The 23,903-nt window shown below is 74.0% G+C and carries 19 protein-coding genes; 15 read left to right on the forward strand and 4 right to left on the reverse strand.

The features are described 5' to 3' along the window. Positions 1-87: 87 nt before the first annotated feature. Positions 88-1,974 carry a penicillin-binding transpeptidase domain-containing protein gene (locus STBA_RS23275; protein ID WP_077061099.1) on the forward strand — a complete coding sequence of 629 codons (1,887 nt, stop codon included), beginning with the start codon at positions 88-90 and terminating at the stop codon, positions 1,972-1,974. On the opposite strand, the gene STBA_RS23280 is transcribed toward STBA_RS23275, so the two are convergent. Then, the gene (locus STBA_RS23280) at positions 1,961-3,283 is read right to left on the reverse strand and encodes an MFS transporter (protein ID WP_077061100.1); all 1,323 of its coding nucleotides are present in this window, start codon (positions 3,281-3,283) and stop codon (positions 1,961-1,963) included. The genes STBA_RS23275 and STBA_RS23280 overlap by 14 nt on opposite strands. Before the next feature lie 95 nt (positions 3,284-3,378). Here STBA_RS23280 and STBA_RS23285 point away from each other — a divergent pair, with 95 nt between their 5' ends. Then, entirely contained in the window at positions 3,379-4,344 is a 966-nt protein-coding gene (locus STBA_RS23285) for a LysR family transcriptional regulator (protein ID WP_077061101.1), read from the forward strand. 174 nt (positions 4,345-4,518) lie between these two features. On the opposite strand, the gene STBA_RS23290 is transcribed toward STBA_RS23285, so the two are convergent. Continuing rightward, a complete protein-coding gene (locus tag STBA_RS23290) occupies positions 4,519-5,532 on the reverse strand; it encodes a helix-turn-helix transcriptional regulator (RefSeq protein WP_079252119.1) in 1,014 nt (337 codons plus the stop codon). A gap of 28 nt (positions 5,533-5,560) precedes the next feature. Then, positions 5,561-6,487, reverse strand: coding sequence for a helix-turn-helix transcriptional regulator (locus STBA_RS23295; RefSeq protein ID WP_077063535.1), 927 nt, complete (start codon positions 6,485-6,487; stop codon positions 5,561-5,563). A gap of 214 nt (positions 6,488-6,701) precedes the next feature. On the opposite strand from STBA_RS23295, the gene STBA_RS37955 reads away from it, so the two are divergent. From STBA_RS37955 to STBA_RS23330, 8 genes are all read left to right on the forward strand, one after another. After that, a complete protein-coding gene (locus STBA_RS37955; RefSeq protein WP_171987769.1) occupies positions 6,702-6,839 on the forward strand; it encodes a hypothetical protein in 138 nt (45 codons plus the stop codon). Positions 6,840-6,872: 33 nt separating this feature from the next. Further along, a complete protein-coding gene (locus tag STBA_RS23300; RefSeq protein WP_107485099.1) occupies positions 6,873-8,111 on the forward strand; it encodes an ATP-grasp domain-containing protein in 1,239 nt (412 codons plus the stop codon). 13 nt (positions 8,112-8,124) lie between these two features. After that, complete coding sequence (locus STBA_RS23305; protein ID WP_077061103.1) at positions 8,125-9,135, forward strand: DUF1015 family protein; 1,011 nt, start codon at positions 8,125-8,127, stop codon at positions 9,133-9,135. Between the two features lie 263 nt (positions 9,136-9,398). Next, entirely contained in the window at positions 9,399-10,796 is a 1,398-nt protein-coding gene (locus STBA_RS23310) for a nitrate/nitrite transporter (protein WP_077061104.1), read from the forward strand. Positions 10,797-10,906: 110 nt separating this feature from the next. Next, complete coding sequence (locus tag STBA_RS23315) at positions 10,907-12,154, forward strand: uroporphyrinogen-III synthase (protein WP_079252121.1); 1,248 nt, start codon at positions 10,907-10,909, stop codon at positions 12,152-12,154. A gap of 82 nt (positions 12,155-12,236) precedes the next feature. Beyond that, the gene (locus STBA_RS23320; RefSeq protein WP_077061105.1) at positions 12,237-14,558 is read left to right on the forward strand and encodes a UvrD-helicase domain-containing protein; all 2,322 of its coding nucleotides are present in this window, start codon (positions 12,237-12,239) and stop codon (positions 14,556-14,558) included. Positions 14,559-14,839: 281 nt separating this feature from the next. Beyond that, positions 14,840-16,243 (forward strand): NAD-dependent malic enzyme, encoded by a 1,404-nt coding sequence (locus STBA_RS23325; protein ID WP_077061106.1) that lies wholly within the window; start codon positions 14,840-14,842, stop codon positions 16,241-16,243. Positions 16,244-16,510: 267 nt separating this feature from the next. After that, a complete protein-coding gene (locus tag STBA_RS23330) occupies positions 16,511-16,792 on the forward strand; it encodes an HU family DNA-binding protein (protein WP_077061107.1) in 282 nt (93 codons plus the stop codon). 98 nt (positions 16,793-16,890) lie between these two features. Here the strand turns inward: STBA_RS23330 and murA are convergent, their stop codons facing one another. After that, entirely contained in the window at positions 16,891-18,210 is a 1,320-nt protein-coding gene (gene murA / locus STBA_RS23335; protein ID WP_077061108.1) for a UDP-N-acetylglucosamine 1-carboxyvinyltransferase, read from the reverse strand. Positions 18,211-18,340: 130 nt separating this feature from the next. Here murA and STBA_RS23340 point away from each other — a divergent pair, with 130 nt between their 5' ends. The 5 genes from STBA_RS23340 to STBA_RS23360 all read left to right on the forward strand — a co-directional run bounded on the left by STBA_RS23340 (position 18,341) and on the right by STBA_RS23360 (position 23,894). Continuing rightward, positions 18,341-18,898: a YqgE/AlgH family protein gene (locus STBA_RS23340; RefSeq protein ID WP_077061109.1), complete on the forward strand. Its 558-nt coding sequence runs from the start codon at positions 18,341-18,343 to the stop codon at positions 18,896-18,898. 11 nt (positions 18,899-18,909) lie between these two features. Next, a complete protein-coding gene (locus STBA_RS23345) occupies positions 18,910-19,203 on the forward strand; it encodes a DUF3039 domain-containing protein (protein ID WP_077061110.1) in 294 nt (97 codons plus the stop codon). A gap of 250 nt (positions 19,204-19,453) precedes the next feature. Continuing rightward, entirely contained in the window at positions 19,454-20,359 is a 906-nt protein-coding gene (locus STBA_RS23350; protein WP_077061111.1) for an FAD binding domain-containing protein, read from the forward strand. Next, positions 20,356-21,564: a (2Fe-2S)-binding protein gene (locus tag STBA_RS23355; RefSeq protein ID WP_077061112.1), complete on the forward strand. Its 1,209-nt coding sequence runs from the start codon at positions 20,356-20,358 to the stop codon at positions 21,562-21,564. The genes STBA_RS23350 and STBA_RS23355 overlap by 4 nt, the downstream gene beginning before the upstream one ends. A 29-nt stretch (positions 21,565-21,593) precedes the next feature. Beyond that, positions 21,594-23,894, forward strand: a complete 2,301-nt coding sequence (locus STBA_RS23360; protein WP_107485262.1) for a molybdopterin cofactor-binding domain-containing protein — start codon at positions 21,594-21,596, stop codon at positions 23,892-23,894. Positions 23,895-23,903 lie beyond the last annotated feature (9 nt).

A 23,903-nucleotide genomic window follows, 5' to 3' on the forward strand; every position in this document is an offset into this window, starting at 1 on the left:
TGTGACCGCGTGCGGAGCGTGGTGGTATGGGGTGTTTCACAGGGGGATCGCTACTCTCTGTCAGTGGGCGGGGGTAGGGTGCGGTGCATGGGGAGGAATCGTGTGCGCCTGGGGGCGCTCATCGGAGGGACGGCCGTGGTCGTCGTGCTGGCGGTGCTCGGTGTGCTGCTGGTGCGCGGGGACGGCGGTGGGGACGACCGGGCGGACCGGGCCAGGAGCGGGGCCGAGTCGTTTCTCGACGCTTGGGCGTCGGGCGATCTCGAGGCCGCGGCCGGGCTGACGGACGATCCGGAGGGCGCGCAGTCCCTGCTGGACTCCGTCCAGGGCAACATGCGCGCGGAGTCGGTGGCGTTCGAGGTCTCCGGCGATCCGGTGGAGCCCGGCGGCGAGGGGCAGGACGACGCGCTGGCCGTGCCCTTCACCGCGACTTACACGCTGGAGGGCATCGGCGAGTGGTCCTACGACTCCACCGCCGTCATGCTCCCCGCGGAGGACGGCGCGGACGACTGGACCGTGCGCTGGGAGTCCGCGCTCGTGCACCCACAGCTCGCCGAGGGGCAGACGCTGGTGCTGTCCGTGGAGGATGCCGAGCGGGCGCCGGTCCTCGCGGCCGACGGCAGTGAGCTGGCCGGGCCCTCGGCCGTGTGGGACATCAGCATCTGGCCCGCCCGGCTGACCGACCCGGATGCCGCCTACGCCGCGCTCGACGAGCTGGACGCGGGGATAGACACCGAAGCCCTGGCGGACCGGGTGGCGGAGGCGGACCCGGACCGGGCCGTGTCGGTGATCACCCTCAGGGACGCCGACTACCAGGAGCACGCGGACGCGCTCCGCGCCGTCGAGGGGCTCCAGGCCCGGGAGGGCAGCCGCACGCTGGCCCACGCCGCCCGGCCGCTGGTCGGCGGGGTCGACCCGGACACCGGCGCCGGCACCTCCGGTCTCCAGGAGCGGTACGACGAGCAGCTCGCCGGCACCGCGGCGGCGGCCGTGGTCATCGCCGACCGCGAGTCGGGCGACGCCGTGGAGACCCTGCACGAGCAGGACGGCGGCGAGCCGGGCACGCCCGTGGGGACGACGCTCGACCCGCAGGTGCAGCAGGCCGCCGAGGCGGCGCTCGAAGATCTGGGGCGGGACGGGTCGATCGTCGCGGTCCAGCCGTCCTCGGGGCATGTGCTGGCCGCCGCGGACTGGCCGGCCGACGGGTTCAACCGGTCCCTCCAGGGGCAGTTGGCACCCGGCTCCACGTTCAAGGTGCTGACCGCCGCCGCCCTGCTGGAGGGCGGCACCGCCACCGACGACGTGCTGGGCTGCCCACAGTACGTCACGGTCGACGGCCAGCGCTTCGAGAATCAGGACGAGTTCGAGCTGGGGCCCGGCACCACCCTGCGCGAGGCGATCACCGCCTCCTGCAACACGGCTTTCATCGACAATCTGGACCGGTTCGAGCACGACTCGCTCAGCCGCATATCCGAGTCCTTCGGGATAGGCGCCGTGTGGGACGTCGGTGCCACCACCTTCGACGGCAGCGTGCCCGTCACCGAGTCGCCGAATCAGCTGGCCGGCTCCCTGATCGGGCAGGACCGGGTGCAGGCCAGCCCGCTGGTCATGGCGTCCGTCGCGGCCACCGTCGCGGACGGCACCTTCCGGCAGCCCGTGCTCGTGCCGGACGCGGTGGAGGAGCGGCACGAGGCCGGGTCCGAGCTGAGCCAGGGCACCGCCGAGGCGCTGCGGTCGATGATGCGCGACACCGTCACCGACGGGTCCGCTTCGGCGCTGGACGGCGTGCCCGGCGATCCGCACGGCAAGACCGGCACGGCCGAGTTCCGCGACGAGGACGGCGAGTTGTCCACCAACGCCTGGATGATCGGCTTCCTGGCGGACAGCGACCTGGCGTTCGCGGTGATGCTGGAGGACGGCGGCTCGGGCGGCACGGATGCCGGGCCGCTCGCCGCCGACTTCCTCAACGCGCTGTAGCCGGCCGCCGGGGGCGGGTGGCCGCGGCCACCGCCGCGGCCAGGCAGGCCGCGGCCATGGGGAAGGCGTACGCGGTCACCGCGCCGTGCGCCTCCACGAGCGCGCCGCCGCCCGCCGAGCCGGTCGCTATGCCGCCGAGCAGCGCGGCCACCGCGAGCGTCATGCCCTCGTTCAGCCGCCCGGCGGGCGTCACCCGCTGGATCAGCGTCATGCCGGTGACCATGGCCGGGGCGGTCGCCATTCCCGCGATCAGCAGCACCGGGGCGAGCAGGAGCAGGGACTCGGCGCGCGCGGCGAGCGGCAGCATGGACATCAGCAGCGCCATGGCCGCGACGCACCGGGCGAACCGGCCGCGCACCGTCCCGCGCGGGCGGAGCAGGCCGAAGAGCAGCCCCGCCGCCGCGGAGCCGGCGGCCTGCGCCGCCAGCACGGCGCCGGCCAGGGCCTGCTGCCCGCGCTCCTCGGCGAACGCGATGGTCACCACCTCCATCGCGCCGAAAAGCGAGCCCATGCACAGGAACGTGCCGAGCAGCGCCGCCATGCCGGGGGCCCGCAGCGGCGGCGCCCCGGGCACCGCCTGCCGCGTGACCGGGGGCTCCGTGCGGCGCTGCGCCGCGAACGCCAGGGTGCCGCCGAGCATCAGCACCGCCGCCGTCAGCGTGCCGGCCTCGGGGAACAGCGCCGTGCACAGCAGCGTCGCCACCACGGGGCCGCACATGAAGCAGAGCTCGTCCATGGCCTGTTCGAAGGCATTGGCGGTGTGACGGGCCGCCACGGCGCCGGCGGTCCGGCCGCGGTGCAGGTGCGCCCAGCGGGCGCGGGACAGGCCGCCGGTGTTCGGCTGGGCCGCCGTCAGCAGCTGGCAGCAGAAGTAGCTCCACACCGGGGCGCCGAGCGCCACGCAGGCCAGCAGCCCCAGGTGTCCCGTCGCGGTCAGCAGCGCCGCGGGCACGATGACCCGGGCCTGGCCGTGCCGGTCCACCAGGCGTGCGATCAGCGGCCCGGCGACGGTGGCGAGGACCAGGCCCGCGGCCACCACGGCACCGGCCAGCGCGTAGGAGCCGTGGTGCGCGGTCAGCATCATCACGGTGGCCACGCCGAACATGCCGGAGGGCAGCCGGGCGACCAGGTTCGGCACGGTGAACGCCACGGTGCCCGGCGTGGCGAACAGCCGTGCGTACGGCGCGAGTCGGCGCGGGCCCCGGCGGCCGCGGCGCGGCGGGCGTTCGCCGGGCGCGGCGGCGATCAGCTGGCCGCCGCTGACGGTCAGCAGCAGACGTGCGGGCGCGGAAGCGGGGGAGTGCGGCATGTGTGCCACCCTCGCGGCGGCCCCGCGGCGGCGTCCAACACCTGATCAGCGGCCATTCACGCACCTGCGTTGTGAATCGGGGGCGGTGGGCGACAATGGCCCGCGTGCCCCGTGACACCGACCCCAGGCTGCTGCGCGCCTTCGTGGCCGTCGCCGAGGAGCTGCACTTCACCCGCGCCGCCGCCCGGCTGTTCGTCGCCCAGCAGGCGCTCAGCCGGGACATCGGGCGGCTCGAACGGGAGTGGGCCACGCCGCTGTTCACGCGCGACACCCGGCACGTGGCCCTGACCCCCGAGGGGCGCCGGCTGCTGCCCGCGGCCCGCCGGGTGCTCGCCGCGCACGAGGAGCTGGCGGGGGCGGTGGGCGCGGACGCCGGACGGCCGCTCGTCGTCGACGTCGCCGCTCCCGTGGCCACGGGCCACCGGGTGCTGGCCGCGGCCCGGGACGCCGCGCCGGACATCGAGTTCGTCGCCCGCTTCCACAGCGGTCTCGCGCGGGCCGCGGCGGAGATCGCCAGGGGAACGCTCGACGTCTCGTTCGGCCGCGTCGCCGGTCTGCCGCCCGGGGTGCGCGCCGGTCTCGGACACCGCCTGATCCGCTGGGAGCGCGTTGCCGTGCTGCTGCCCGACCGCCATCCGCTCGCGGCGCTGCCGCGGGTGCCGCTGGCCGCGCTGGCCGGCGAGACCCTGTACGCGGCGGCGGGCAACGAGGAGACCACCGAGTGGACGGACTACGCGCGCAGCCTGTTCCAGGGGCGCGGCATCCACCTGGCGCCGCCGTTCCCGAAGATCGAGGGCGAGGCGGAGTTCCACCGTGTGGTGCGGGCGCGGGGCTGGTCGGTGCTGGCCAGTGAGGAGTTCACCGAGGTGCCGGGGATGGCCCTGCGCCCGCTCGTTCAGCCGGTGCCGCTCGCCCCGGTGTCCATGGTGTGGCGCCGCGGCCTGCGTCACCCCGGGGTGACGGCCCTGGCCGCGGCGGCCGGTGAGCTGGGCGAGGCGGGCGGATGGCTGACCCGCCCGGCGGGGAGCTGGGCCCCGGAGGCCGACCTTCGCCTGCATTAGGCGCGGCCGCTGCGGCGTCCGATCGGCCCCGGCTAGGACCAGGACCAGGACCAGGACCAGGACCGACGGCTGGTCGGGTGGCCGACTGGCGGGACACCTTGGTCCGGCTGCACACCGAGCACGGCACGAACGAGTCGGGGCGGGCCGGCTGACACGGCGCCCGCCGGGGCCCGGTCAGGAGAGCCAGCCGTTCTGCGCCGCCCGGACGCCCGCCTGGAAGCGGTTGGCCGCCTCAAGGCGTGTCATCAGCTGCGCCACGATCCGGCTGACGGACCGCTGCGAGATGCCCATGCGCTGCGCGATCTCCTCGTTCGTCCGGCCGCCGCCGAGGAGCAGCAGCACCTCGCGCTCCAGACCGGTCGGCGCCTCGCCCAGCGGGGCGCCGTCCGCCTCGGTGAACTCACTGCCCTCGGACCAGGCGTGGTCGAAGATCTTGCACAGGAACGTCAGCACCCCCGGGTCGCGGATCAGCGCCGCGCCCACGGCCGTGTGCTTGGGGTTGAGCGGCAGCACGGCGCACGAGCGGTCGTAGATCTGCATACGCGAGGGCAGCACGCTCGCGCTGCGCACCCGCGCGCCCGCGGAGCTGATGGTCTCCACGTACTGCACGGTGCCGCGGTGCCTGCGCGCGCTGTGCTGGAACAGCGACCTGATGCGTATGCCGCGGGCCAGCAGCTCCAGGTCGAGCGGCGTGGCGGCCCGGATCGCCGCCTCCGTCTGCCCGCTGCCGGGCACCAGCGCGTCCAGCGACTCGGCGCAGGTGCGCGCCAGGTCGTCGATGACGGCGCGGATGTTGTCCAGGCCCTCGACGACCTCGATGCTGCTGCGCGCCGAACGCAGGCTGCGCGCCTCCAGGTAGTCGCCGGACAGCGCGAGCAGCTGTTCCCTGGTGGCCGCCATCGCGATGCGCTGCTGGAAGATGTCCTGTTCCACCGGGGCGAGCAGGCTCTCCGCGGCGCTCTCCGGGGACACGGCCACCCAGCCGCCGCCCGGGGACTGCTGGAGCAGGCCGAGGCGGGACAGCCGTTCCTCGGCGCGGACCACCTCGTGGGCCGGCAGTCCGGCCCGCGCCGCCAACTGCCCGGCCTGGTCGGTCGGATGCGTCACCCGCAGCTGATAGACCCGCAGGGTCACCCGGTCGAGATCGTCCTCGAACGAGCCGAGGCACACCTTGTCGCCGTCCGCCATGCTCACCCCCTTCCGGGCCGGGCCGTTGTCAGGAAAGCCAGCCGTTCAACGCCGCCCTGGCACCCGCCTGGAACCGGCTCTCGGCGCCGAGCCGGTCCATCAGCCGTGCCACGATCCGGCTCACCGACCTCGGTGACATGCCCAGTTGATGGGCTATCGCCTCGTCCTTCCTGCCCGCCGCCATCATCAGCAGCACATCCCGCTCCACCCCGGTCGGCTCGGCGCCGGACCGCTGCTCCGTTTCGGCGAAGTCCAGGGCGCGGTCCCAGTAGTGCTCGAAGAGCTGCTGGAGGAAATTGAGCACCGCGGGGTCGCGCACCAGGGCCACGCCTGCGGCCGTGTGCTGCGGGTCGAGCGGCAGGACCGCGCAACTCCGGTCGTAGATCAGCAGATGCGAGGGCAGCGCGCTGGCCGTGCGCACCTCGGCCCCCGCCGTGGCCAGCGTTTCCAGGAACTGCACGCTTGTCCAGTGCTTGCGCGCCGCGTGCTGGAACACGCGCCGGGTGCGCACACCGCGTTCGAGCTGCTCCAGGTCCAGCGGCGTCGACGCCCGGATGGCCTCCTCCGTCGGGCGGCTCGAGGTCAGCGCGTCGATGGACTTGACGCAGGTGCGGGCCAGGTCGTCGATCACGGCGCGGATGTTGTCGATGCCCTCGACGACTTCGATGACGGTCTTCGCCGACCGCATGCTGCGCGCCTCCAGGTAGTCCCCGGAGAGCGAGTGCAGGCGGGCGCGCGTCGTCGCCATGGCGATGCGCCGTTGCAGGATGTCCTGTTCCAGGGGCGCGAGGAGCGCGTCGGCGGCGCTCTCCGGGCTGATGGCGACCCGGCCACCGCCGGGCGATGGCCTGAGCAGACCCAGCGCGAACAGGCGGGACTCCGCGGTCGTCACCTCGTCGGCGGTCAGGCCGGACCGCGCCGCGATCTGTTCCACGGAATCCGTGGGATGGATCACGCGGAGGCGATAAACTCGGGTGGCCGCTGCGTCTATTTCGCCGGATTCGTGCACGCTCTACTTCCTTGAACGACATCAGCCAGCCCCTTGGCGTCAACCTGACAGGCGAGATGATGCCACAGCGACTCTATCGACTTCCTGGTGAAAGCTCGTGAGCATGATTGGGCCAACATGCCACTCATGTTCGCCTATGTGGACACGGAAGAGGGAACCCGTGAAGAAGTTCGTTCTCAGCGTCGTCGCAGCTTTTATGATCACGGCGGCGTCGGCCGGTGTCGCCACCGCGCAGTCTTCGCAGGACGCGGCGGGGGTCGCACCACAGTCGGTCGGCACGCAGAACACCTGGTTCTGACCCGGCCGTCCGCGAGGGCAAGGAGGCGGCACGATGACGCCCGGGGCTCCCTTGGCGGTCCTGCTCAGTCCACGTCCCACCGTCGTGGAGGCCGCCCGCCGTGTCGGTGCCCGCAGCCTCGTGCTCGCGCCCGACCTGTCGGCCCCCGTGATCCGGGAGGCCGTGGCGGCGGCCGATGACGCCATGACCGTGGACTGGTCCGACCACCCGCGGCTGATGATGGCCATTGGTCACCTCGCCCACCTCCCCGCCAGGGCTGCGGTCTTCGGGTTCGCCGAGCCGAGCGCGCTCAGCGCTGCTCGCGCGAACGAAGCGCTCCGCTTCCCCGGCAACCCCCATGCGGCCGTCGCGTACCTCACGGACAAGGCTACCCTGCGTGGCAAGGTCAACCAGCTCACCGGTGCCCCCGTCCGGTTCGAGCACTGCGACCGTGCCGCCCACTTGGTGGCCGTTGCCGAGCGCGTCGGCTTCCCGTGCGTGGCCAAGCCGCGCACCGGCTCCGGCGGCCAGGACGTCCATCTGCTGCGCACAGCGGCGGACGCGATGCTCCTGGCCGCCGAGCTGCCTTATGAACCGGCCCTGATCGTGGAGGAGTTCCTCGAAGGACCGGAGTACAGCGTCGAGGCGCACTCGTGCGCGGGAACGCACGCCGTGCTGGCCGTGACCAGGAAGTACCACGGCTGCGACGCGGATTGCGCGGCGACCGGCTACGACCTGCCGGCCGACCTGGACCCGGGCACCGTCCGTGAGATCCACGACCTGGTGATCGCCACGCTCAACACCGCGGGCCAGCGCAGCGGACCGTCCCAGACCGAGGTGATCGTCACGGCGGCGGGACCGCGGCTGATCGAGTCCCACGCCCACCCGGGCGCGGACCACATCAGCGATCTGCTGCTGCTGGCCACGGGAACGGACATCGCCGCCCTCACGATCGCGACCGCGCTCCACCTCCCGGTGCCGCCCCCGCAACAGGGCGGCCGGTACGCGGGGACGCGCTTCCTGACGCTGCCGCCCGGCCACATCGAGGCCGTGGAAGGCGTATCCGAGGCGCGCGCGGTGGCGGGCGTGACGAGCGTCGAGGTGCACGTTCCCGCCGGCAGTCATGTTCCGGAGGCCACCAGCCGGGTCGCCGGACATGGCTCGCTCCACGGCTTCGTCACCGCGGTCGCCGACGGCCCGCAGGAGCTCGAAGCCGTGCTCCGCAAGGCACAGGACACCCTGCGACCCGTGGTGTCCGCGCCGGCGAAGGAGGAGGAGCACTCTGCCGCCTGAGCAGTTCCCCGCGATGGTCCCTCCCAGGACCCCGGCCCCACGGACCGACCTGCTCCTCCCCTTCCACGGCGTCCTCGCCAAACCGCTCGGCCGCGCCGCCTACTACGTGCTGGAACGCAGGGACCTGCTCGGCCGCGTCGAACAGCGCGGCGTCATCGGCGCCCTCGCCCTGCACGGCGTGGAGACCGGGCACGTGCTGCGCCACCAGCAGGTGGCCGACGCGGACGTGCGGTTCCAGGCCCGCCTGCTCCAGGAGCGCGGCGGCAGCATCGAGCCGCTGCTGCTGGCCGCCCCCGACCTGAGCCCGTTCGAGGAGTGCATCGCACGCACCATCGCGGGCCCGGCCGATCAGGAGCTGGCCACGCCCGAGGGCGGCATGCAGCGCCTGTGGGCGTGCGACGCCTCCTGGACCGCCGACCCGCCGGCCCTGCCGCCGGTGCTGCTCGCCGACGGCCACCACCGGCTTGAGGCAGCCCGCAGGCTGCACCGGGCGCACCCCGGCGCCGTGGCCGACCGGCTCCTCGCCCTGGTCGTCGACCACCGGCACTACCCGCTGACACTGGCCGCGACGCACCGGGTGGTGCCCGGCCTCGACATCGAACGGGCGGTGCGCACCGCCGCCGGGATCGCCCGCGTGCACGAGCACCCGCCGGGCGTGCGGCCAGCTCCGCGCCCCGGCACGTTCCTGCTCACCGGCGGCGGGCAGGTGTGGGCCCTGTCGGAGATCTCCCCGGCGGCCATGGCGGGCCGGCTGCGCTTCCTGCCGCCGGACTGGGTGGAACTGCCCGCCGCGATCAGCGACCACGTGCTGATCCCGGCCCTGTGCGAGGACCAGGGCATCCAGGCCGCTCCCCGCTACACCAGCCAGTACCCGGGTCCTGGCGAGGTCGGCCTGATCCTGCCGCCGCCGACGTGGGAGCAGATCTGGTCGGGTGCGGCGAGCGGCGCGGGCATGCCGCCGAAGAGCACCTGCCTCGGCCCGCTGCCCCTGCCCGGCCAGATCGGCCGGCTGCCGCGCGCCTGAGCGCCCCGCGGCGCACGCCCATCACCCCCACCCGAACGGGTGAACCGCAACTTGACAGGTCCCGGGCGCTCCAGCGGCGCGCGGCGCCCCGGCCCGGGATACTGACCTGGCGACGCCGGGCGGCGTCCGGCGGGGCCGCTCACGGCGGACGAAGATGCCGGGTGAGAGCAAGGTTTCGTTCGCGTCACCTCGCGCCACAGCGCCGAAACGCGGCCTCCCTACCTTCGGGCAGAGCACGACCCCTGACCTTCGATGGAGGCGCCATGACCGTCCCAGAACCCGCCGCCACCCGACGTGGAGGGCGCTGGATCGACGAGTGGGACCCCGAGGACGAGGAGTTCTGGCGGACCAAGGGCGAACGGATCGCCCGCCGCAACCTGCTTTTCTCGATCGTCTCCGAGCACATCGGCTTCTCCATCTGGACCCTGTGGTCCGTGCTCGTCCTGTTCATGGGCCCCGAGTACGGCATCGACGCGGCCGGGAAGTTCTTCCTGGTGTCCATGGCCACGCTGGTCGGCGCCGTGGTCCGGGTGCCCTACACCTTCGCCGTGGCCAGGTTCGGCGGGCGGAACTGGACGGTCGTGTCCGCCTCGCTGCTGCTCCTGCCCACCGCCGCCGCGTTCGCCGTGATGGAACCGGGCACCTCGTACACCACATTCATGCTGGTCGCGATACTCACGGGAGTCGGCGGCGGCAACTTCGCCTCCTCCATGACCAACATCAACTCCTTCTTCCCGCTGCGCAAGAAGGGCTGGGCGCTGGGCCTGAACGCCGGCGGCGGCAACATCGGCGTCCCCGTGATCCAGCTCGTCGGGCTGCTGGTCATCGCGACCGCGGGCGAGGGCGAGCCGCGGGTGCTGCTCGCCGTCTACACGCCGCTCATCGTCCTGGCCGCCTGCCTGGCCTGGCGCCACATGGACAACCTGGCGCCGGTCACCAACGACACGGGTGCCGCCCGCGAGTCGGTCAGGGACGGTCACACCTGGATCATGTCGTTCCTCTATGTCGGAACGTTCGGCTCGTTCATCGGCTACAGCTTCGCCTTCGGGCTCGTCCTCCAGAACCAGTTCGACAGGACGCCGCTCCAGGCCGCGTCGATCACGTTCATCGGACCGCTGCTCGGCTCCCTCATCAGGCCCGTCGGCGGCTACTGGGCGGACCGCTACGGCGGCGCGAAGATCACGCTCTACACCTTCGCGGGCATGGCCGCCGCCACCGGCGTCGTCATCGCGGCCTCCTCCGCCGAGTCGCTGCCGGTCTTCCTCGTCGGCTTCATCGGGCTCTTCGTGCTCAGCGGCCTCGGCAACGGCTCGACGTACAAGATGATCCCCGGCATCTACCGCGCCAAGGCCCTGGCCAAGGGGCTGACCGGCGAGGAGGCCGCCGCCTGGGGGCGCCGCCTGTCCGGCGCGGCGATCGGCCTGATCGGCGCGGTGGGCGCGCTCGGCGGCCTCGGCATCAACCTCGCCTTCCGGCAGTCCTTCCTGTCCACCGGCTCAGGCACCGGCGCCTTCGCGTCCTTCCTGGTCTTCTACGCCGCATGTTTCGCGGTCACCTGGGCCGTATACCTGCGCGGCCAGGACCGCTCTGCGGGCGGCGCCGGCGGGGCGGCCGGCAGTGACGGCCGGACGGCGGAACCGGCCGCATATGCCGGAGTGTGAGCGTTTCGGCAGGGGCCGGGCGTAACGCCCGGGAAATCATGGGGTACCGAGCCTGTCATTCCCCGTTGACAGTCTCGGTACCACCGAACGACAGACTCTGGGCGGAGCGCATGGGCGGAGCGGACACGGCGGCGACCTGGCAGGAAGACCGGCCAGAACGCGAGCGGGACGAGCAGCCGCGGGAGGGGAAGCCGGCGCCCCGGCCCGAGCAGGACCAGGGACCGCGGCCGGAGATCAGGCCGCTGGACGGCTTCACCGTCGGCGTCACCGCCGCGCGCCGCGCCGACGAGCTGTCCGCCCTGCTGCGGCGGCGGGGCGCGGAAGTGCAGCACGCGCCCGCGCTGCGCATCGTTCCGCTCTCCGACGACGACCAGCTCCTCGACGCCACCAGGAACCTCATCGCCCACGCCCCCGACGTCGTCGTGGCCACCACCGCCATCGGCTTCCGCGGCTGGGTGGAGGCCGCCGACGGCTGGGGGCTCGGCGAGGACCTGCTGCGCACCGTGAGCACCGCCGAGGTGCTGGCCCGCGGGCCCAAGGTGCGCGGCGCCGTACGCGCGGCCGGGCTGACCGAGGACTGGTCCCCGGCCTCCGAGTCCATGGCCGAGGTGCTCCAGCGGCTCCTGGACGAGGGCGTGGCCGGGCGCAGGGTCGCGCTCCAGATGCACGGCGAGCCGCTGCCCGGCTTCATCGAGGCGCTGCGCGAGGCGGGCGCCGAGGTCGTGGACGTCCCCGTCTACCGGTGGATGCCGCCGGAGGACCTCGGGCCGCTGGACCGGCTCATCGACGCCGTCGTCAGCCGGTCGCTCGACGCGGTCACGTTCACCAGCGCCCCGGCCGCCGCCTCCCTGCTCAGGCGCGCCGAGGAACGCGGCACGGGCGAGGGCCTGCTCGCCGCGCTGCGCAAGGACGTGCTCGCCGCCTGTGTCGGCCCGGTCACCGCGCTGCCGCTCCAGGCGAGGGACGTGCCCATCCGCAGGCCGGAACGGTTCCGCCTCGGCCCGCTGGTGCAGCTGCTGTGCAGTGAGCTGCCCGGTCGCGCGCAGCCGCTTCCGGTGGCCGGGCGGCGGCTGGAGATCCGCGGGCACGCGGTGGTCGTGGACGGCCGGCTGCGGCCCGTTCCGCCCGCGGGCATGGCGCTGCTGCGGCTGCTGGCCCGGCGCCCGGGCTGGGTCGTGCCGCGCGCGGAGCTGCTGCGCGCCCTGCCCGGTGCCGGACGCGACGAACACGCCGTGGAGACCGCGATGGCCAGGCTGCGCGGCGCGCTGGGCGCGCCCGCGCTGATCCACACGGTGGTCAAGCGCGGCTACCGGCTCGCCCTCGACCCGGCGCCCGGCGGGCAGAAATACGGCGAGTAAGCCGTCCGACCGGCGCGAACGGCCCGGGTCTGGCGTACGGTGGACCGCTGCCAGAGCCGACCGTCAGAAGGGGGCCGAAGCGTTGGACGTGCGGGACCGGGAGATCCGCGACGAACAGCGGCATCTGGACACCGTGTACCGGCGGCTCGCGGAGAAGATCCACGAGGCCGAGTACCTGATGGCGGACGCGGCACGCCGCGTCCAGGTGGGCACGCCGGGCGCGCTCGCGGAGCGCGACGCGCAGGTCTTCAGCGCCGGGCGCCATCTCGCGCGTCTGAACAACGAGTTCGAGGACTTCCTCTTCGGCCGCATCGACCTGCTTGCGGGCAAGGACGGCACCCGCGGCCCCGACGGGGCGCAGACCTCCGTGGAGCCCGCCGACGACGCGGTGCGCGAGGAGGGCGGCGTCCGCGTCGCCGATATCGCGGAGACGCTGCACATCGGGCGGCTCGGCGTGCTCGACGCCGACTACGTGCCGCTCGTCATCGACTGGCGCGCGCCGGCCGCCGCGCCGTTCTACCGGGCCACTCCGGTGGCCCCCGGCCGGGTGGTCCGCCGGCGCGTGATCCGCAGCAGGGGGCGGCAGGTCCTGGGCGTCGAGGACGACCTGCTGCGCCCCGAGCTGCGCGCCCTGCACGGCGGCGAGGAGCTGCCCGTGGTGGGCGACGGCGCGCTGATGGCCGCGCTCGGCCGGGCCCGCGGGCACCGCATGAGCGACATCGTGGCCTCCATCCAGGCCGAGCAGGACGAGGTGATCCGGGCGCCCGCCGGTTCCGTCACCGAGGTCACCGGCGGCCCGGGCACCGGCAAGACCGCCGTCGCGCTGCACCGCGCCGCCTACCTGCTGTACCGGGACCGGCGCCGTTACGCGGGCGGCATCCTCGTGGTCAGCCCCACCCCGCTGCTCGTGTCGTACACCGAGGGCGTGCTGCCCGCGCTCGGCGAGGAGGGGCAGGTCGCCATCCGCGCGCTGGGTTCGCTGGTGGAGGGCACGGAGGCCGACTCCTACGACGACCAGGCCGCGGCCCGCGTCAAGGGCTCGGCCGTCATGGCGCGCGTGCTGCACCGGGCGGCGCGCGGCGTGCTCGAGGCACCGGGCGCGCCGGAACGGCTGCGGGTCGTGGCGTTCGGCCGCCGCGTCGAGCTGGACGCCGAGGCGCTCGGCCGCGTCCGGCGCCAGGCCCTGAGCGGAACGGCGCCGGTCAATCTGCTGCGGCCGCGCGCCAGGCGGCTGCTGCTCGACGCACTGTGGGACGCGGCGGGCGCGGCCACGCGCTACGAGGCCCAGGCGCTCGCCGCGGAGGCGCGCGAGGCGTTCAACGAGGACATCGGCACCGAGGAGGTCTTCCAGGACTTCCTCGACGCCTGGTGGCCCGAGATCACCCCGCTCGGCGTGCTGGCGGCGATGGCGGACGAGCAGCGCCTCGGGCGCTGGGCGCGGCGGCTGCTGCGGCCCCGCGAGGTGCGGCAACTGGCACGCGCCCTGCGGCGCATCACCCCGGAGGGCGCCGGGCTCTCCGCGCACGACGTGGCGCTGCTCGACGAGTTGCGCGTGCTCCTCGGCGCGCCCGCCAGGCCCGCGCGCCCCCGCGAGGCCGATCCGCTGGACCAGCTGACGGGGCTCGCGGAGGTGACCACGTACGCGGACCGGATCGCCGCGCGCCGGGAGGCACCGGAGCGCGAGGAGGAGCGCACGGACTACGCGCACATCATCGTGGACGAGGCGCAGGACCTGACGCCCATGCAGTGGCGCATGGTCGGGCGCCGCGGGCGGCAGGCGACGTGGACGGTCGTCGGCGATCCGGCACAGAGCTCGTGGCCCGACCCCGAGGAGGCGGCGGAGGAGAAGGCGGCCGCGCTGCGCGGGCGGCAGCGCCGCACGTTCGAGCTGACCGTCAACTACCGCAATCCGGCCGAGATCGCGCGCGTCGCCGACGGCGTGCTCCGGCGCGCGATGCCCGGCGCGCAGCCGCCGCGCGCGGTGCGCGAGACCGGCGTCGCGCCCCGGTTCACCGCGGCGGCCACGGCCGACGCGCTGCCCGGCGCGGTGGGCGAGGAGGCGGACCGGCTGCTGGCCGAGGTGCCGGGCACGGTCGGCGTCGTGGTGCCGATGCGGCGGCGCGCGGCGGCGGCGCAGTGGCTGGCCGGGCGGGACGGGCGGCTCGTGGTGCTCGGCAGCCTGGAGGCGAAGGGCCTGGAGTACGACGCCACGCTCGTGGTCGCACCGGCCGAGATCGCCGAGGAGTCACCGGCCGGGCTGCGGGTGCTGTACGTGGCGCTCACCCGCGCCACCCAGCGCCTCTCGGTGCTCTCCGGCCCCACCGACCGGCCGGGCCAGGACGGGGTGCCCGAGCTGCTCGCCGTCCGGCCCGCCGCGGGGGCCGCCGCGGGGGGACGCCCCTGACCTGCGCCTTGTGGCCGGTTGACCCCGGGCGTGAGTGCGGTAGCCTGGAATTGGCGTCGGCCCGTTTCATGCCCCCGGGCCCAACCATAGTCGCTTCGAGCGACCCCTTGCCGCGAGGCGAGCTGGCGGGCCGACGCTCTTACCTCCTCTTCCGGCCGCCTTCCCGCGCCTCCTCCTATGGTCTGATCGACCACCCGCCCTGGCTTTCGTCGTACCGGGTGCCTCTCGTAAGGTGACACCGACTTGGGGGGCGATATCGGGAAAGTGAAGGAAGTCGACTCATGGCAACGGCGCCCAGTGTCTCGTATTCGATGACCGTCCGGCTTGAGGTCCCGGCCAGTGGCACGGCCGTGAGCCAGCTCACCACCGTCGTGGAGTCCTCCGGCGGGTCCGTGACGGGTCTCGACGTCACCGCCTCGGGGCACGAGAAGCTGCGCATCGACGTGACGATCGCGGCCAGTTCCACCGCGCACGCGGACGAGATCGTCACCAAGTTGCGCGGGATCGACGGCGTTGCACTCGGCAAGGTCTCCGACCGGACGTTCCTCATGCATCTCGGTGGCAAGATCGAGATGACGTCCAAGCACCCGATTCGCAATCGTGATGACCTGTCGATGATTTACACGCCGGGGGTGGCCCGCGTGTGCACGCAGATCGCGGCGCATCCCGAGGACGCCAGGCGGCTGACCATCAAGCGCAACAGCGTTGCCGTCGTCACCGACGGCTCGGCGGTGCTCGGTCTGGGCAACATCGGCCCGCACGCCGCGCTGCCCGTGATGGAGGGCAAGGCGGCGCTGTTCAAACGTTTCGCCGGGATCGACGCCTGGCCGCTCTGCCTGGACACCCAGGACACCGACGCGATCGTCGAGATCGTGAAGGCCATCGCCCCCGGCTTCGCGGGGATCAACCTGGAGGACATCTCCGCGCCGCGCTGCTTCGAGATCGAGGCCAGGCTGCGCGAGGCGCTGGACATCCCGGTCTTCCACGACGACCAGCACGGCACGGCGATCGTCGTGCTCGCCGCCCTGCACAACGCGTTGCGGGTGGTCGGCAAGCAACTGGGCGCGGTGCGCGTGGTCATGTCCGGCGCGGGCGCGGCCGGCACGGCCATCCTCAAGCTGCTGATCGACGCGGGCGTCAAGCACGCGGTGGTCGCGGACATCCACGGGGTGGTGCACGCCGGGCGCGGTGATCTCCTCGGCGCGGACGGCGATTCGCCACTGCGCTGGATCGCGGAGAACACCAACCCCGAGGGCGTCACCGGCACCCTGAAGGAGGCGGTGGCGGGCGCGGACGTGTTCATCGGCGTCTCCGCGCCCGACGTGCTCGCGGCCGAGGACGTCGCGGCCATGGCGGACCGCGCCATCGTCTTCGCGCTCGCTAACCCGGACCCGGAGATCGACCCCGCGATCGCCCGCCAGACCGCCGCCGTGGTGGCCACCGGGCGTTCCGACTTCCCCAACCAGATCAACAACGTGCTGGTGTTCCCCGGCGTCTTCCGCGGCCTGCTGGACGCCCAGTCGAGGACCGTGAGCAGCGCGATGATGCTGGCCGCCGCCCGCGCCCTCGCGGACGTCGTGGGGCACGAGGAGCTGAACGCCAACTACATCGTGCCCAGCGTCTTCAACGAAAAGGTTTCCGGCGCGGTGGCGGGGGCCGTCCGGGAAGCAGCCCAGTCCGCCTAGGCGAGTCGGTTGCCGGTGCTGTGCGGCTGCCCCTTAGGGTGACCGGGAGGCAAAGCCTCGGGAACGTCACCGGCGAGGAGACGAGCACTCTTCGTGTGACCCCGCTGGTGCCTGATTGGCCTTCCCGCCACTGGTGGGGGCAGGATGCGTACCCGGGCGAGGGGTTTTGCGGAAGACAGCCCCGGTCCGGGGACTGTCAGTGGGCCCTGGCAGCATCGGCTTCGATCTCACGCCTCATTGGCAAGATGAACACGGGAGTACGAAATTATGAACCGCAGTGAGCTGGTGGCCGCTCTCTCCGAGCGCGCCGAGGTGACTCGGAAGGACGCGGACGCTGTGCTGGCGGCCTTTGCCGAGACGGTCGGCGAGGTCGTTGCCAAGGGGGACGAGAAGGTCACCATTCCGGGTTTCCTGACCTTCGAGCGGACCCATCGCGCCGCTCGCACCGCCCGCAACCCGCAGACGGGTGAGCCCATCCAGATCCCCGCCGGGTACAGCGTCAAGGTGTCCGCGGGCTCCAAGCTGAAGGAAGCCGCCAAGGGCAACTGACTCATGGCACAAGCCGCCAAGGGGTGGCCCTCCGTCCCGGAGGGCCACCCCTTGGCGCTGCCCGGGTCGGAAACGTTCCCACCCGAGAAGTACCCGGCCTACGGACGTTCGACCTTGGCGCCGAGCCCTTCGAGCTTCTCCGCGAAGTTCTCGTAGCCGCGGTTGATCAGGCCGATGCCGTGCACCCGCGAGGTGCCCTCCGCCGCGAGTGCCGCGATCAGGTAGGAGAAGCCGCCGCGCAGATCGGGAATGACCAGGTCCGCGCCCTGGAGCGGCGTCGGGCCCGAGACCACGGCCGAGTGCAGGAAGTTGCGCTGCCCGAAGCGGCAGGGCGTCCCGCCCAGGCACTCTCGGTACAGCTGAATCCGCGCGCCCATCTGGTTCAGCGCGCTGGTGAAGCCCAGCCGCGACTCGTACACCGTCTCGTGCACGATCGACAGACCCGACGCCTGCGTCAGCGCGACCACGAGCGGCTGCTGCCAGTCGGTCTGGAAGCCGGGGTGCACGTCCGTCTCCAGGGCGATCGCGTTCAGCGGGCCGCCCGGGTGCCAGAAGCGGATGCCGGCGTCGTCAACCTCGAACTCGCCCCCCACCTTCCGGAACACGTTGAGGAACGTCATCATCTCCCGCTGGCTCGCGCCGTGGACGTACACGCTGCCCTTGGTCGCCAGCGCCGCGCTCGCCCACGAGGCGGCCTCGAGGCGGTCGGGGAGGGCGCGGTGCGTGTACCCGCCCAGCCGGTCCACGCCGGTGATGCGGATGGTCCTGTCGGTGTCCATGGAGATGATCGCGCCCATCTTCTGGAGCACGCAGATCAGGTCCTCGACCTCCGGCTCCACCGCCGCGTTCGACAGCTCCGTGACGCCCTCGGCGAGCACGGCCGTCAGCAGCACCTGCTCCGTGGACCCCACGGACGGGTAGGGAAGTTTGATCCGGCAGCCGCGCAGCCCGCGCGGTGCCTCCAGGTACTGGCCGTCCGCCCGCTTCTCGATCACCGCGCCGAACTGCCGCAGCACGTCGAAGTGGAAGTCGACCGGCCGGCCGCCGATGTCGCAGCCGCCGAGCCCGGGGATGAACGCGTGCCCGAGCCGGTGCAGCAGCGGCCCGCAGAACAGGATCGGAATGCGGGAGGAGCCGGCGTGCGCGTCGATGTCCGCGACGTTCGCGCTCTCGACGCGCGACGGGTCGAGCACCAGCTCGCCCCGTTCCTCTCCGCTGCGCACGGTCACCCCGTGCAACTGCAACAGGCCGCGCACCACCCGCACATCGCGGATGTCCGGCACGTTCCGCAGCCGGCTCGGGGCGCTGCCGAGCAGGGCCGCGACCATGGCCTTTGGAACCAGGTTCTTCGCCCCTCGGACCCGGATCTCGCCCTCGATCGGGGTGCCGCCGTGGACAAGGAGTACGTCGTCGGTCATGGGACTCACGATCTGAAACGAAGGAATGCGCGACCAACCGGAATGGTAATGCGCCGGGTGGGCGCGCCCCCCGGTGCGGGCCGGGGGACGGCACTCCCCAGTACCCCACGGATGGGGAATCATGGCCTGCATGACCGAGGCGTCCTCGCTCACCGGGCGGCTGCTCGTGGCCACTCCGGCGCTGTCCGATCCCAACTTCGACCGTTCCGTGGTGCTGATGCTCGACCACGACCGCGAGGGGGCACTCGGCGTCGTTCTCAACCGCCCGACTCCCGTCGGGGTCTCCGAGGTGCTCCAGCCGTGGGCGGCGCTGGCCGGCGAGCCCGGCGTCGTCTTCCAGGGCGGCCCGGTCGCCCTGGACGCCGCCCTCGCGCTCGCCGTCGTCCCCGGCAGCGGCCCGCTCGGCTGGCGGCGCGTGCACGGCTCCATCGGCCTGGTGGACCTGGAGGCGCCGCCCGAGGTGCTGGCCGCCGAGGTCGGCAGTCTGCGGATCTTCGCGGGGTATGCCGGATGGGGCCCCGACCAGCTGGAACGCGAGCTGGACGACGGTGCGTGGTACGTCGTGGACTCCGAGCCGGGGGACGTCTCCGTGCCCGAGCCCGAGCGGCTGTGGCGGGCCGTCCTGCGCCGCCAGCACGGGACTCTGGCGCTGCTCGCAACATACCCGGACGACCCGTCGCTCAACTAGGCTAGGTACTCATGAGCACTCTTGAGCCCGAGCGCGGAGCGGGCACCGGCACGCTCGTCGAGCCCACTCCGCAGACGACGCACGGCGATGGCGACCATGAGCGCTTCGCCCACTATGTCCAGAAGGACAAGATCATGGCGAGCGCGCTGGACGGCACCCCCGTCGTCGCGCTCTGCGGCAAGGTCTGGGTGCCCGGCCGGGACCCGAAAAAGTACCCGGTGTGCCCCACCTGCAAGGAGATCTACGAGTCGATGGGCTCGTTCGGCGGTGGCAAGGACGGCGGCAAGGACGGCGGCAAGAAGTAGCCGCCGCCCGTTCCGGCCCGTCCCGGGCCCCGGGCCCGCGGGCCGGCCGCGAGGGCTGCCCGGGGCATTCCCGTATGCCCTGATCGTGTGAGATGCCTCGGGCGCCCGTCCGGGCCCTCCCACCCCCGGTGGACGCCCCCGCCACCCCGGCGTCGGCGGGGCGGGAATCTATGCCAGAGTTGCCACGTCGCGGCCCGGAGCACGTACCGTACGGCTCCACGGCCGGGACGACCGGAAAGGGGCAGCTGGATTGAGCACGCACGCACCGCATGCACCGCAGACGGCCCGGCTCGTCGCGCTCCCGGCCACGCTGGACGACGCGGTGGCCGCGCTGGCCGCGGTGCCCGCGGCCGTGCCGGTCGCCGGCGGCACCGATCTGATGGCCGGCGTCAACGCCGGGCTGCTGCGCCCGGCGGCCCTGGTCGGGCTCGGACGGCTCGCCGAGCTGCGCGGCTGGGCCTATCAGGACGGGCACGCGCTGCTCGGCGCGTGTCTGACCCACTCGCGGATGAGCCGCCCCGACTTCGCCGCGCTCATCCCCGCACTCGCCGCCGCCGCCAGGTCCGCGGGGCCGCCGCAGGTGCGCAACGCGGGGACGCTGGGCGGCAACATCATCTCCGCCGCCGCGTCCGGTGACACCCTGCCCGTGCTCGCCGCCCTGGAGGCGACGCTCCTGATCGCCGGTCCTGACGGCGAGGGCAGGCAGGTTCCCGTCAGCCACCTGCTGGCCGGACGGGACCGGCTGCGGCCCGGGGAGCTGCTGGCCCACGTGCGGGTGCCGCTGCTGCACGCCACCCAGACGTTCCTGAAGGCCACCACCCGCACCGGCCCGGCCCGTTCCGTCGCCTCGGTGGCCGTGGTGCTCGATCCGGTGCACCGCGAGGTCCGCTGCGCGGTCGGCGCGGTCGCGCCCATGCCGCTGCGCCCGCTCGACGCCGAGCGCTGGGTGGCCTCGCTGGTCGACTGGGACGGGCGGCGCGGCCTGGCGCCCGAGGCGCTCGCCGCGTTCGGCGAGTACGTCGGCATGGCCTGCATCCCCGACCCCGAGGTGCCGGGCGACGGTGGCGAGCCCACGCAACTACCCCCCGCCGTGCTGCACTTGAGGCGTACCGTGGCAACTCTCGCCCGCCGTGGACTCGGAAGGGCTCTCGCATGAGCAACGATCAGCAGCCCGAGCCGCACGCCGCCCTGGGCCCGCAACCGGGCTGGGGCGGCGAGTACGACGCGGAAGCCACGGCCTTCATAGAGCTGCCGGGCGGGTACCCGCAGGAGTCGGGCAGCGAGCCGCTGGCCGCGCCGGGGCACGGGTACCAGCCCCCCGAGATCGGCGGCGCGGCCGCCCCGCCGGCCACCGCGGAGGCCACCGTCGACCCGGGGGCCACCGGGCAGTGGACCATGCCGTTCACCTCGCCCGGCGCGGCTGACGCCCCCGCCGGGCCGCCCGCGGCGCGCGCCGCCGCGATGGGGCAGGGCGCCGCCGCCGCGCTGGCGGGCGCGCGCCGCCCGGCCGACGGCGCGGAGCCGCGGGGCGTGCCCCCCGCGGGCCACGACACGGCGCCCTGGGACGAGAGCGCCCCGAGCCGCCCCGAGCCGCCCGTTCCCGCGCCGTGGCCGGCGCCGGGCGCGGGCGAGCCGCATCCGGACGGCCCCGCCGAGACCGCGGCGCCCGCGCAGGACCCGGCGGCCGTGCCCCCGGTCGAGGTCGCCGTCGGCGGCAGCCGCAGCGAGCATCCCGAGGTCTCGTACGTGCTGCGCGTCAACGGTGTGGACCGGCCCGTGTCCGGCGCGTGGATCGGCGAATCGCTGCTGTACGTGCTGCGCGAGCGGCTCGGCCTCGCCGGGGCGAAGGACGGCTGCGCGCAGGGCGAGTGCGGCGCCTGTTCCGTGCAGGTCGACGGGCGGCTCGTCGCCGCCTGCCTGGTCCCGGCGGCCACCGCGGCCGGTTCCGAGATCCGCACCGTCGAGGGCCTGGGCGCGGACGGCGCGCCCTCCGACGTGCAGCGCGCGCTGGCCGCCACGGCCGTGCAGTGCGGCTTCTGCCTGCCGGGCATGGCCATGACCGTGCACGACCTGCTCGAAGGCAACCACGCCCCGACCGAGGTGGAGACGCGCCAGGCGCTGTGCGGCAACCTGTGCCGCTGCTCCGGCTACCGCGGCGTGCTCGACGCGGTGCGCACGGTTGTGGAGGAGCGTGTCGCCGCCGCGGGCGGCACCGCCCGCGGCGAGCGGGAGGACGGCGGGAGCGAGAGCTTCGGGGACGCGTTCGGGGCGGGCGGCGCCGGGCCGCGGACCGCCCCGGCGGACGCGGACGCCGCGCCCCGCATCCCGCACCAGCCCGGGCCCCCGGCAGGAGGCATGTGATGAACGACCAGGCCGACGCCGCCGTGACCATGGTGCCCGCCGCGCAGGCGGCGCCCGGCCAGGACCGGCAGGAGCCGCACGGCCTCGGCACCTCCCTGGCGCCGGCCGAGGCGGACGCCAAGGTGACGGGCACGCACCCGTACACCGCGGACCTGTGGGCCGAGGGCCTGCTGTGGGCCGCGGTGCTGCGCTCCCCGCACCCGCACGCGCGCATCAAAGGCATCGACACCGCGGAGGCCGCCGGGATGCCGGGGGTCCGCACCGTCGTCACGCACGCGGAGGTGGCCGGGGACGCGGGGCTCGGCCGCACGGTGACCGACCGGCCGCCGCTCGCCTCCGACCTGGTCAGGTACCACGGCGAGCCCGTGGCCGCCGTGGCGGCCGACCACCCGGAGACCGCGCGGCTCGCCGCCGCCGCCATCGTCGTCGAGTACGAGGTGCTCGACGCGGTGACCGATCCGGAGAAGTCCTTCGAGGCCGCCCCGCTGCACCCGGACGGCAATCTGATCCGGCACATTCCGCTGCGGCACGGCGACCCGGGCGCCACCGGCGAGGTCGTGGTGGAGGGCCTCTACCGCATCGGCCGCCAGGACCCGGCGCCGATCGGCGCCGAATCGGGCCTCGCGGTGCCGCGGCCGGACGGCGGCGTGGAGATCTACACGGCGAGCACCGACCCGCACGGCGACCGCGACCGGCTGGCCGCCTGCCTCGGGCTGGCGCAGGAGCAGGTCAAGATCTACGTGACGGGGGTGCCCGGGGCGCTCGGCGACCGGGAGGACCTGGGATTCCAGCTGCCGCTCTCGCTGCTGGCGATCCGCAGCGGCTGCCCGGTGAAGCTGGCCGCGACCCGCGAGGAGTCGTTCCTCGGCCACGCCCACCGCCACCCGACGCTGCTGCGCTACTGGCACCATGCCGACCGCGAGGGGAAGCTCGTGAAGGTCGAGGCGCAGGTGCTGATGGACGCGGGCGCCTACGCGGACGACTCGGCCGAGGTGCTGGCCGCCGCGGTGTCGTTCGCCGCAGGGCCCTACCTCGTGCCGAACGCGGTGGTCGACGGCTGGGCGGTGCGCACCAACAATCCGCCCGCGGGCTACGTGCGCGGCGAGGGCGCGATGCAGGTCTGCGCCGCGTACGAGGGCCAGATGGACAAGCTGGCGGCCCAGCTGGGCATCGACCCGGCCGAGCTGCGCGCGCGGAATGTGCTGGGCACCGGCGATCCGCTGCCCACCGGGCAGACGGTCACCTGCCCCGCCCCGGTCGCCGAGCTGCTGGCCGCCGTGCGCGAGGCGCCGATGCCGGCGCTGCCCAAGGACGGCCCGGTCGAGGACTGGCTGCTGCCGGGCGGCCCCGAGGGCGCGGCGGACCCGGGCGCGGTGCGCCGGGGCGTGGGCTATGCGCTCGGCATGGTGCACATGCTCGGCGCGGAGGGCGCCGACGAGGTGTCGACGGCCACGGTGAAGGTCGAGGGAACGGTGGCCACGGTGCTGTGCGCCGCGGTGGAGACCGGCCAGGGCTTCGCGACGCTGGCGCGCCAGATCGTGCAGGACGTGCTGGGCGTGGACGAGGTGCACGTGGCGCCGGTGGACACCGACCTGCCGGTCGCGGGGCCGGGCGGCAGGGGCCGCCACACGTGGGTGTCCGGCGGGGCGGTGGAGCGGGCCGCGAAGATGGTCCGCACGCAGCTGCTCCAGCCGCTGGCCGCGAAGTTCGGGATGTCGGCCGAGCTGCTGACGATCGCCGACGGCAAGATCACCTCCTACGACGGGGTGCTCAGCACGACCGTCCTTGAGGCCCTGGAGGGCAAGGAGCTGTGGGCGACCGCGCAGTGCCGCCCGCACCCCACCGAGCCGCTGAACGAGTCGGGCCGCGGCGACGCGTTCGTCGGCCTCTCCTTCGCCGCGGTGCGCGCGGTGGTGGACGTGGACGTCGAGCTGGGCGCCGTGCGCGTGGTGGAGATGGCCATCGCGCAGGACGTCGGCCGCGTGCTGAACCCGAGGCAGCTTGAGGCCCGTATCGAGGCGGGCGTGACGCAGGGCGTGGGCGCCGCCCTCACCGAGCATCTGCGCGTCGTGCGCGGGGTGGTGCGCCGGGCGGATCTGGCGGGGTACGCGCTGCCCACCGCGCTGGACGCGCCGGACGTGCGGATCGTGAAACTGGTGGAGGAGCGGGACGTGGTCGCTCCGTTCGGCGCCAAGGCGGTGAGCGCCGTCCCGGTGGTCGTCTCCCCGGCCGCGGTGGCCGCGGCGGTCAGGGCGGCGACCGGCCGCCCGGTGAACCGGCTGCCGATCCGCCCGCAGGCCGCGGTGGGCGTGACGCGCGGCGCGGTCTGACGGGTGCCG

Source organism: Streptomyces sp. MP131-18, from assembly GCF_001984575.1.
GTDB classification, from domain to species: Bacteria; Actinomycetota; Actinomycetes; order Streptomycetales; family Streptomycetaceae; genus Streptomyces; species Streptomyces johnsoniae.

What these genes read in the sequence shown, in the direction of transcription:
- STBA_RS23275 (WP_077061099.1), top strand. Translation starts at nt 88, where the DNA reads ATGGGGAGGAATCGTGTGCGCCTGGGGGCGCTCATCGGAGGGACGGCC.
- STBA_RS23280 (WP_077061100.1), bottom strand. Translation starts at nt 3,283, where the DNA reads ATGCCGCACTCCCCCGCTTCCGCGCCCGCACGTCTGCTGCTGACCGTC.
- STBA_RS23285 (WP_077061101.1), top strand. Translation starts at nt 3,379, where the DNA reads ATGGCCCGCGTGCCCCGTGACACCGACCCCAGGCTGCTGCGCGCCTTC.
- STBA_RS23290 (WP_079252119.1), bottom strand. Translation starts at nt 5,532, where the DNA reads ATGGCGGACGGCGACAAGGTGTGCCTCGGCTCGTTCGAGGACGATCTC.
- STBA_RS23300 (WP_107485099.1), top strand. Translation starts at nt 6,873, where the DNA reads ATGACGCCCGGGGCTCCCTTGGCGGTCCTGCTCAGTCCACGTCCCACC.
- STBA_RS23305 (WP_077061103.1), top strand. Translation starts at nt 8,125, where the DNA reads ATGGTCCCTCCCAGGACCCCGGCCCCACGGACCGACCTGCTCCTCCCC.
- STBA_RS23310 (WP_077061104.1), top strand. Translation starts at nt 9,399, where the DNA reads ATGACCGTCCCAGAACCCGCCGCCACCCGACGTGGAGGGCGCTGGATC.
- STBA_RS23315 (WP_079252121.1), top strand. Translation starts at nt 10,907, where the DNA reads ATGGGCGGAGCGGACACGGCGGCGACCTGGCAGGAAGACCGGCCAGAA.
- STBA_RS23325 (WP_077061106.1), top strand. Translation starts at nt 14,840, where the DNA reads ATGGCAACGGCGCCCAGTGTCTCGTATTCGATGACCGTCCGGCTTGAG.
- STBA_RS23330 (WP_077061107.1), top strand. Translation starts at nt 16,511, where the DNA reads ATGAACCGCAGTGAGCTGGTGGCCGCTCTCTCCGAGCGCGCCGAGGTG.
- murA (WP_077061108.1), bottom strand. Translation starts at nt 18,210, where the DNA reads ATGACCGACGACGTACTCCTTGTCCACGGCGGCACCCCGATCGAGGGC.
- STBA_RS23340 (WP_077061109.1), top strand. Translation starts at nt 18,341, where the DNA reads ATGACCGAGGCGTCCTCGCTCACCGGGCGGCTGCTCGTGGCCACTCCG.
- STBA_RS23345 (WP_077061110.1), top strand. Translation starts at nt 18,910, where the DNA reads ATGAGCACTCTTGAGCCCGAGCGCGGAGCGGGCACCGGCACGCTCGTC.
- STBA_RS23355 (WP_077061112.1), top strand. Translation starts at nt 20,356, where the DNA reads ATGAGCAACGATCAGCAGCCCGAGCCGCACGCCGCCCTGGGCCCGCAA.
- STBA_RS23360 (WP_107485262.1), top strand. Translation starts at nt 21,594, where the DNA reads ATGGTGCCCGCCGCGCAGGCGGCGCCCGGCCAGGACCGGCAGGAGCCG.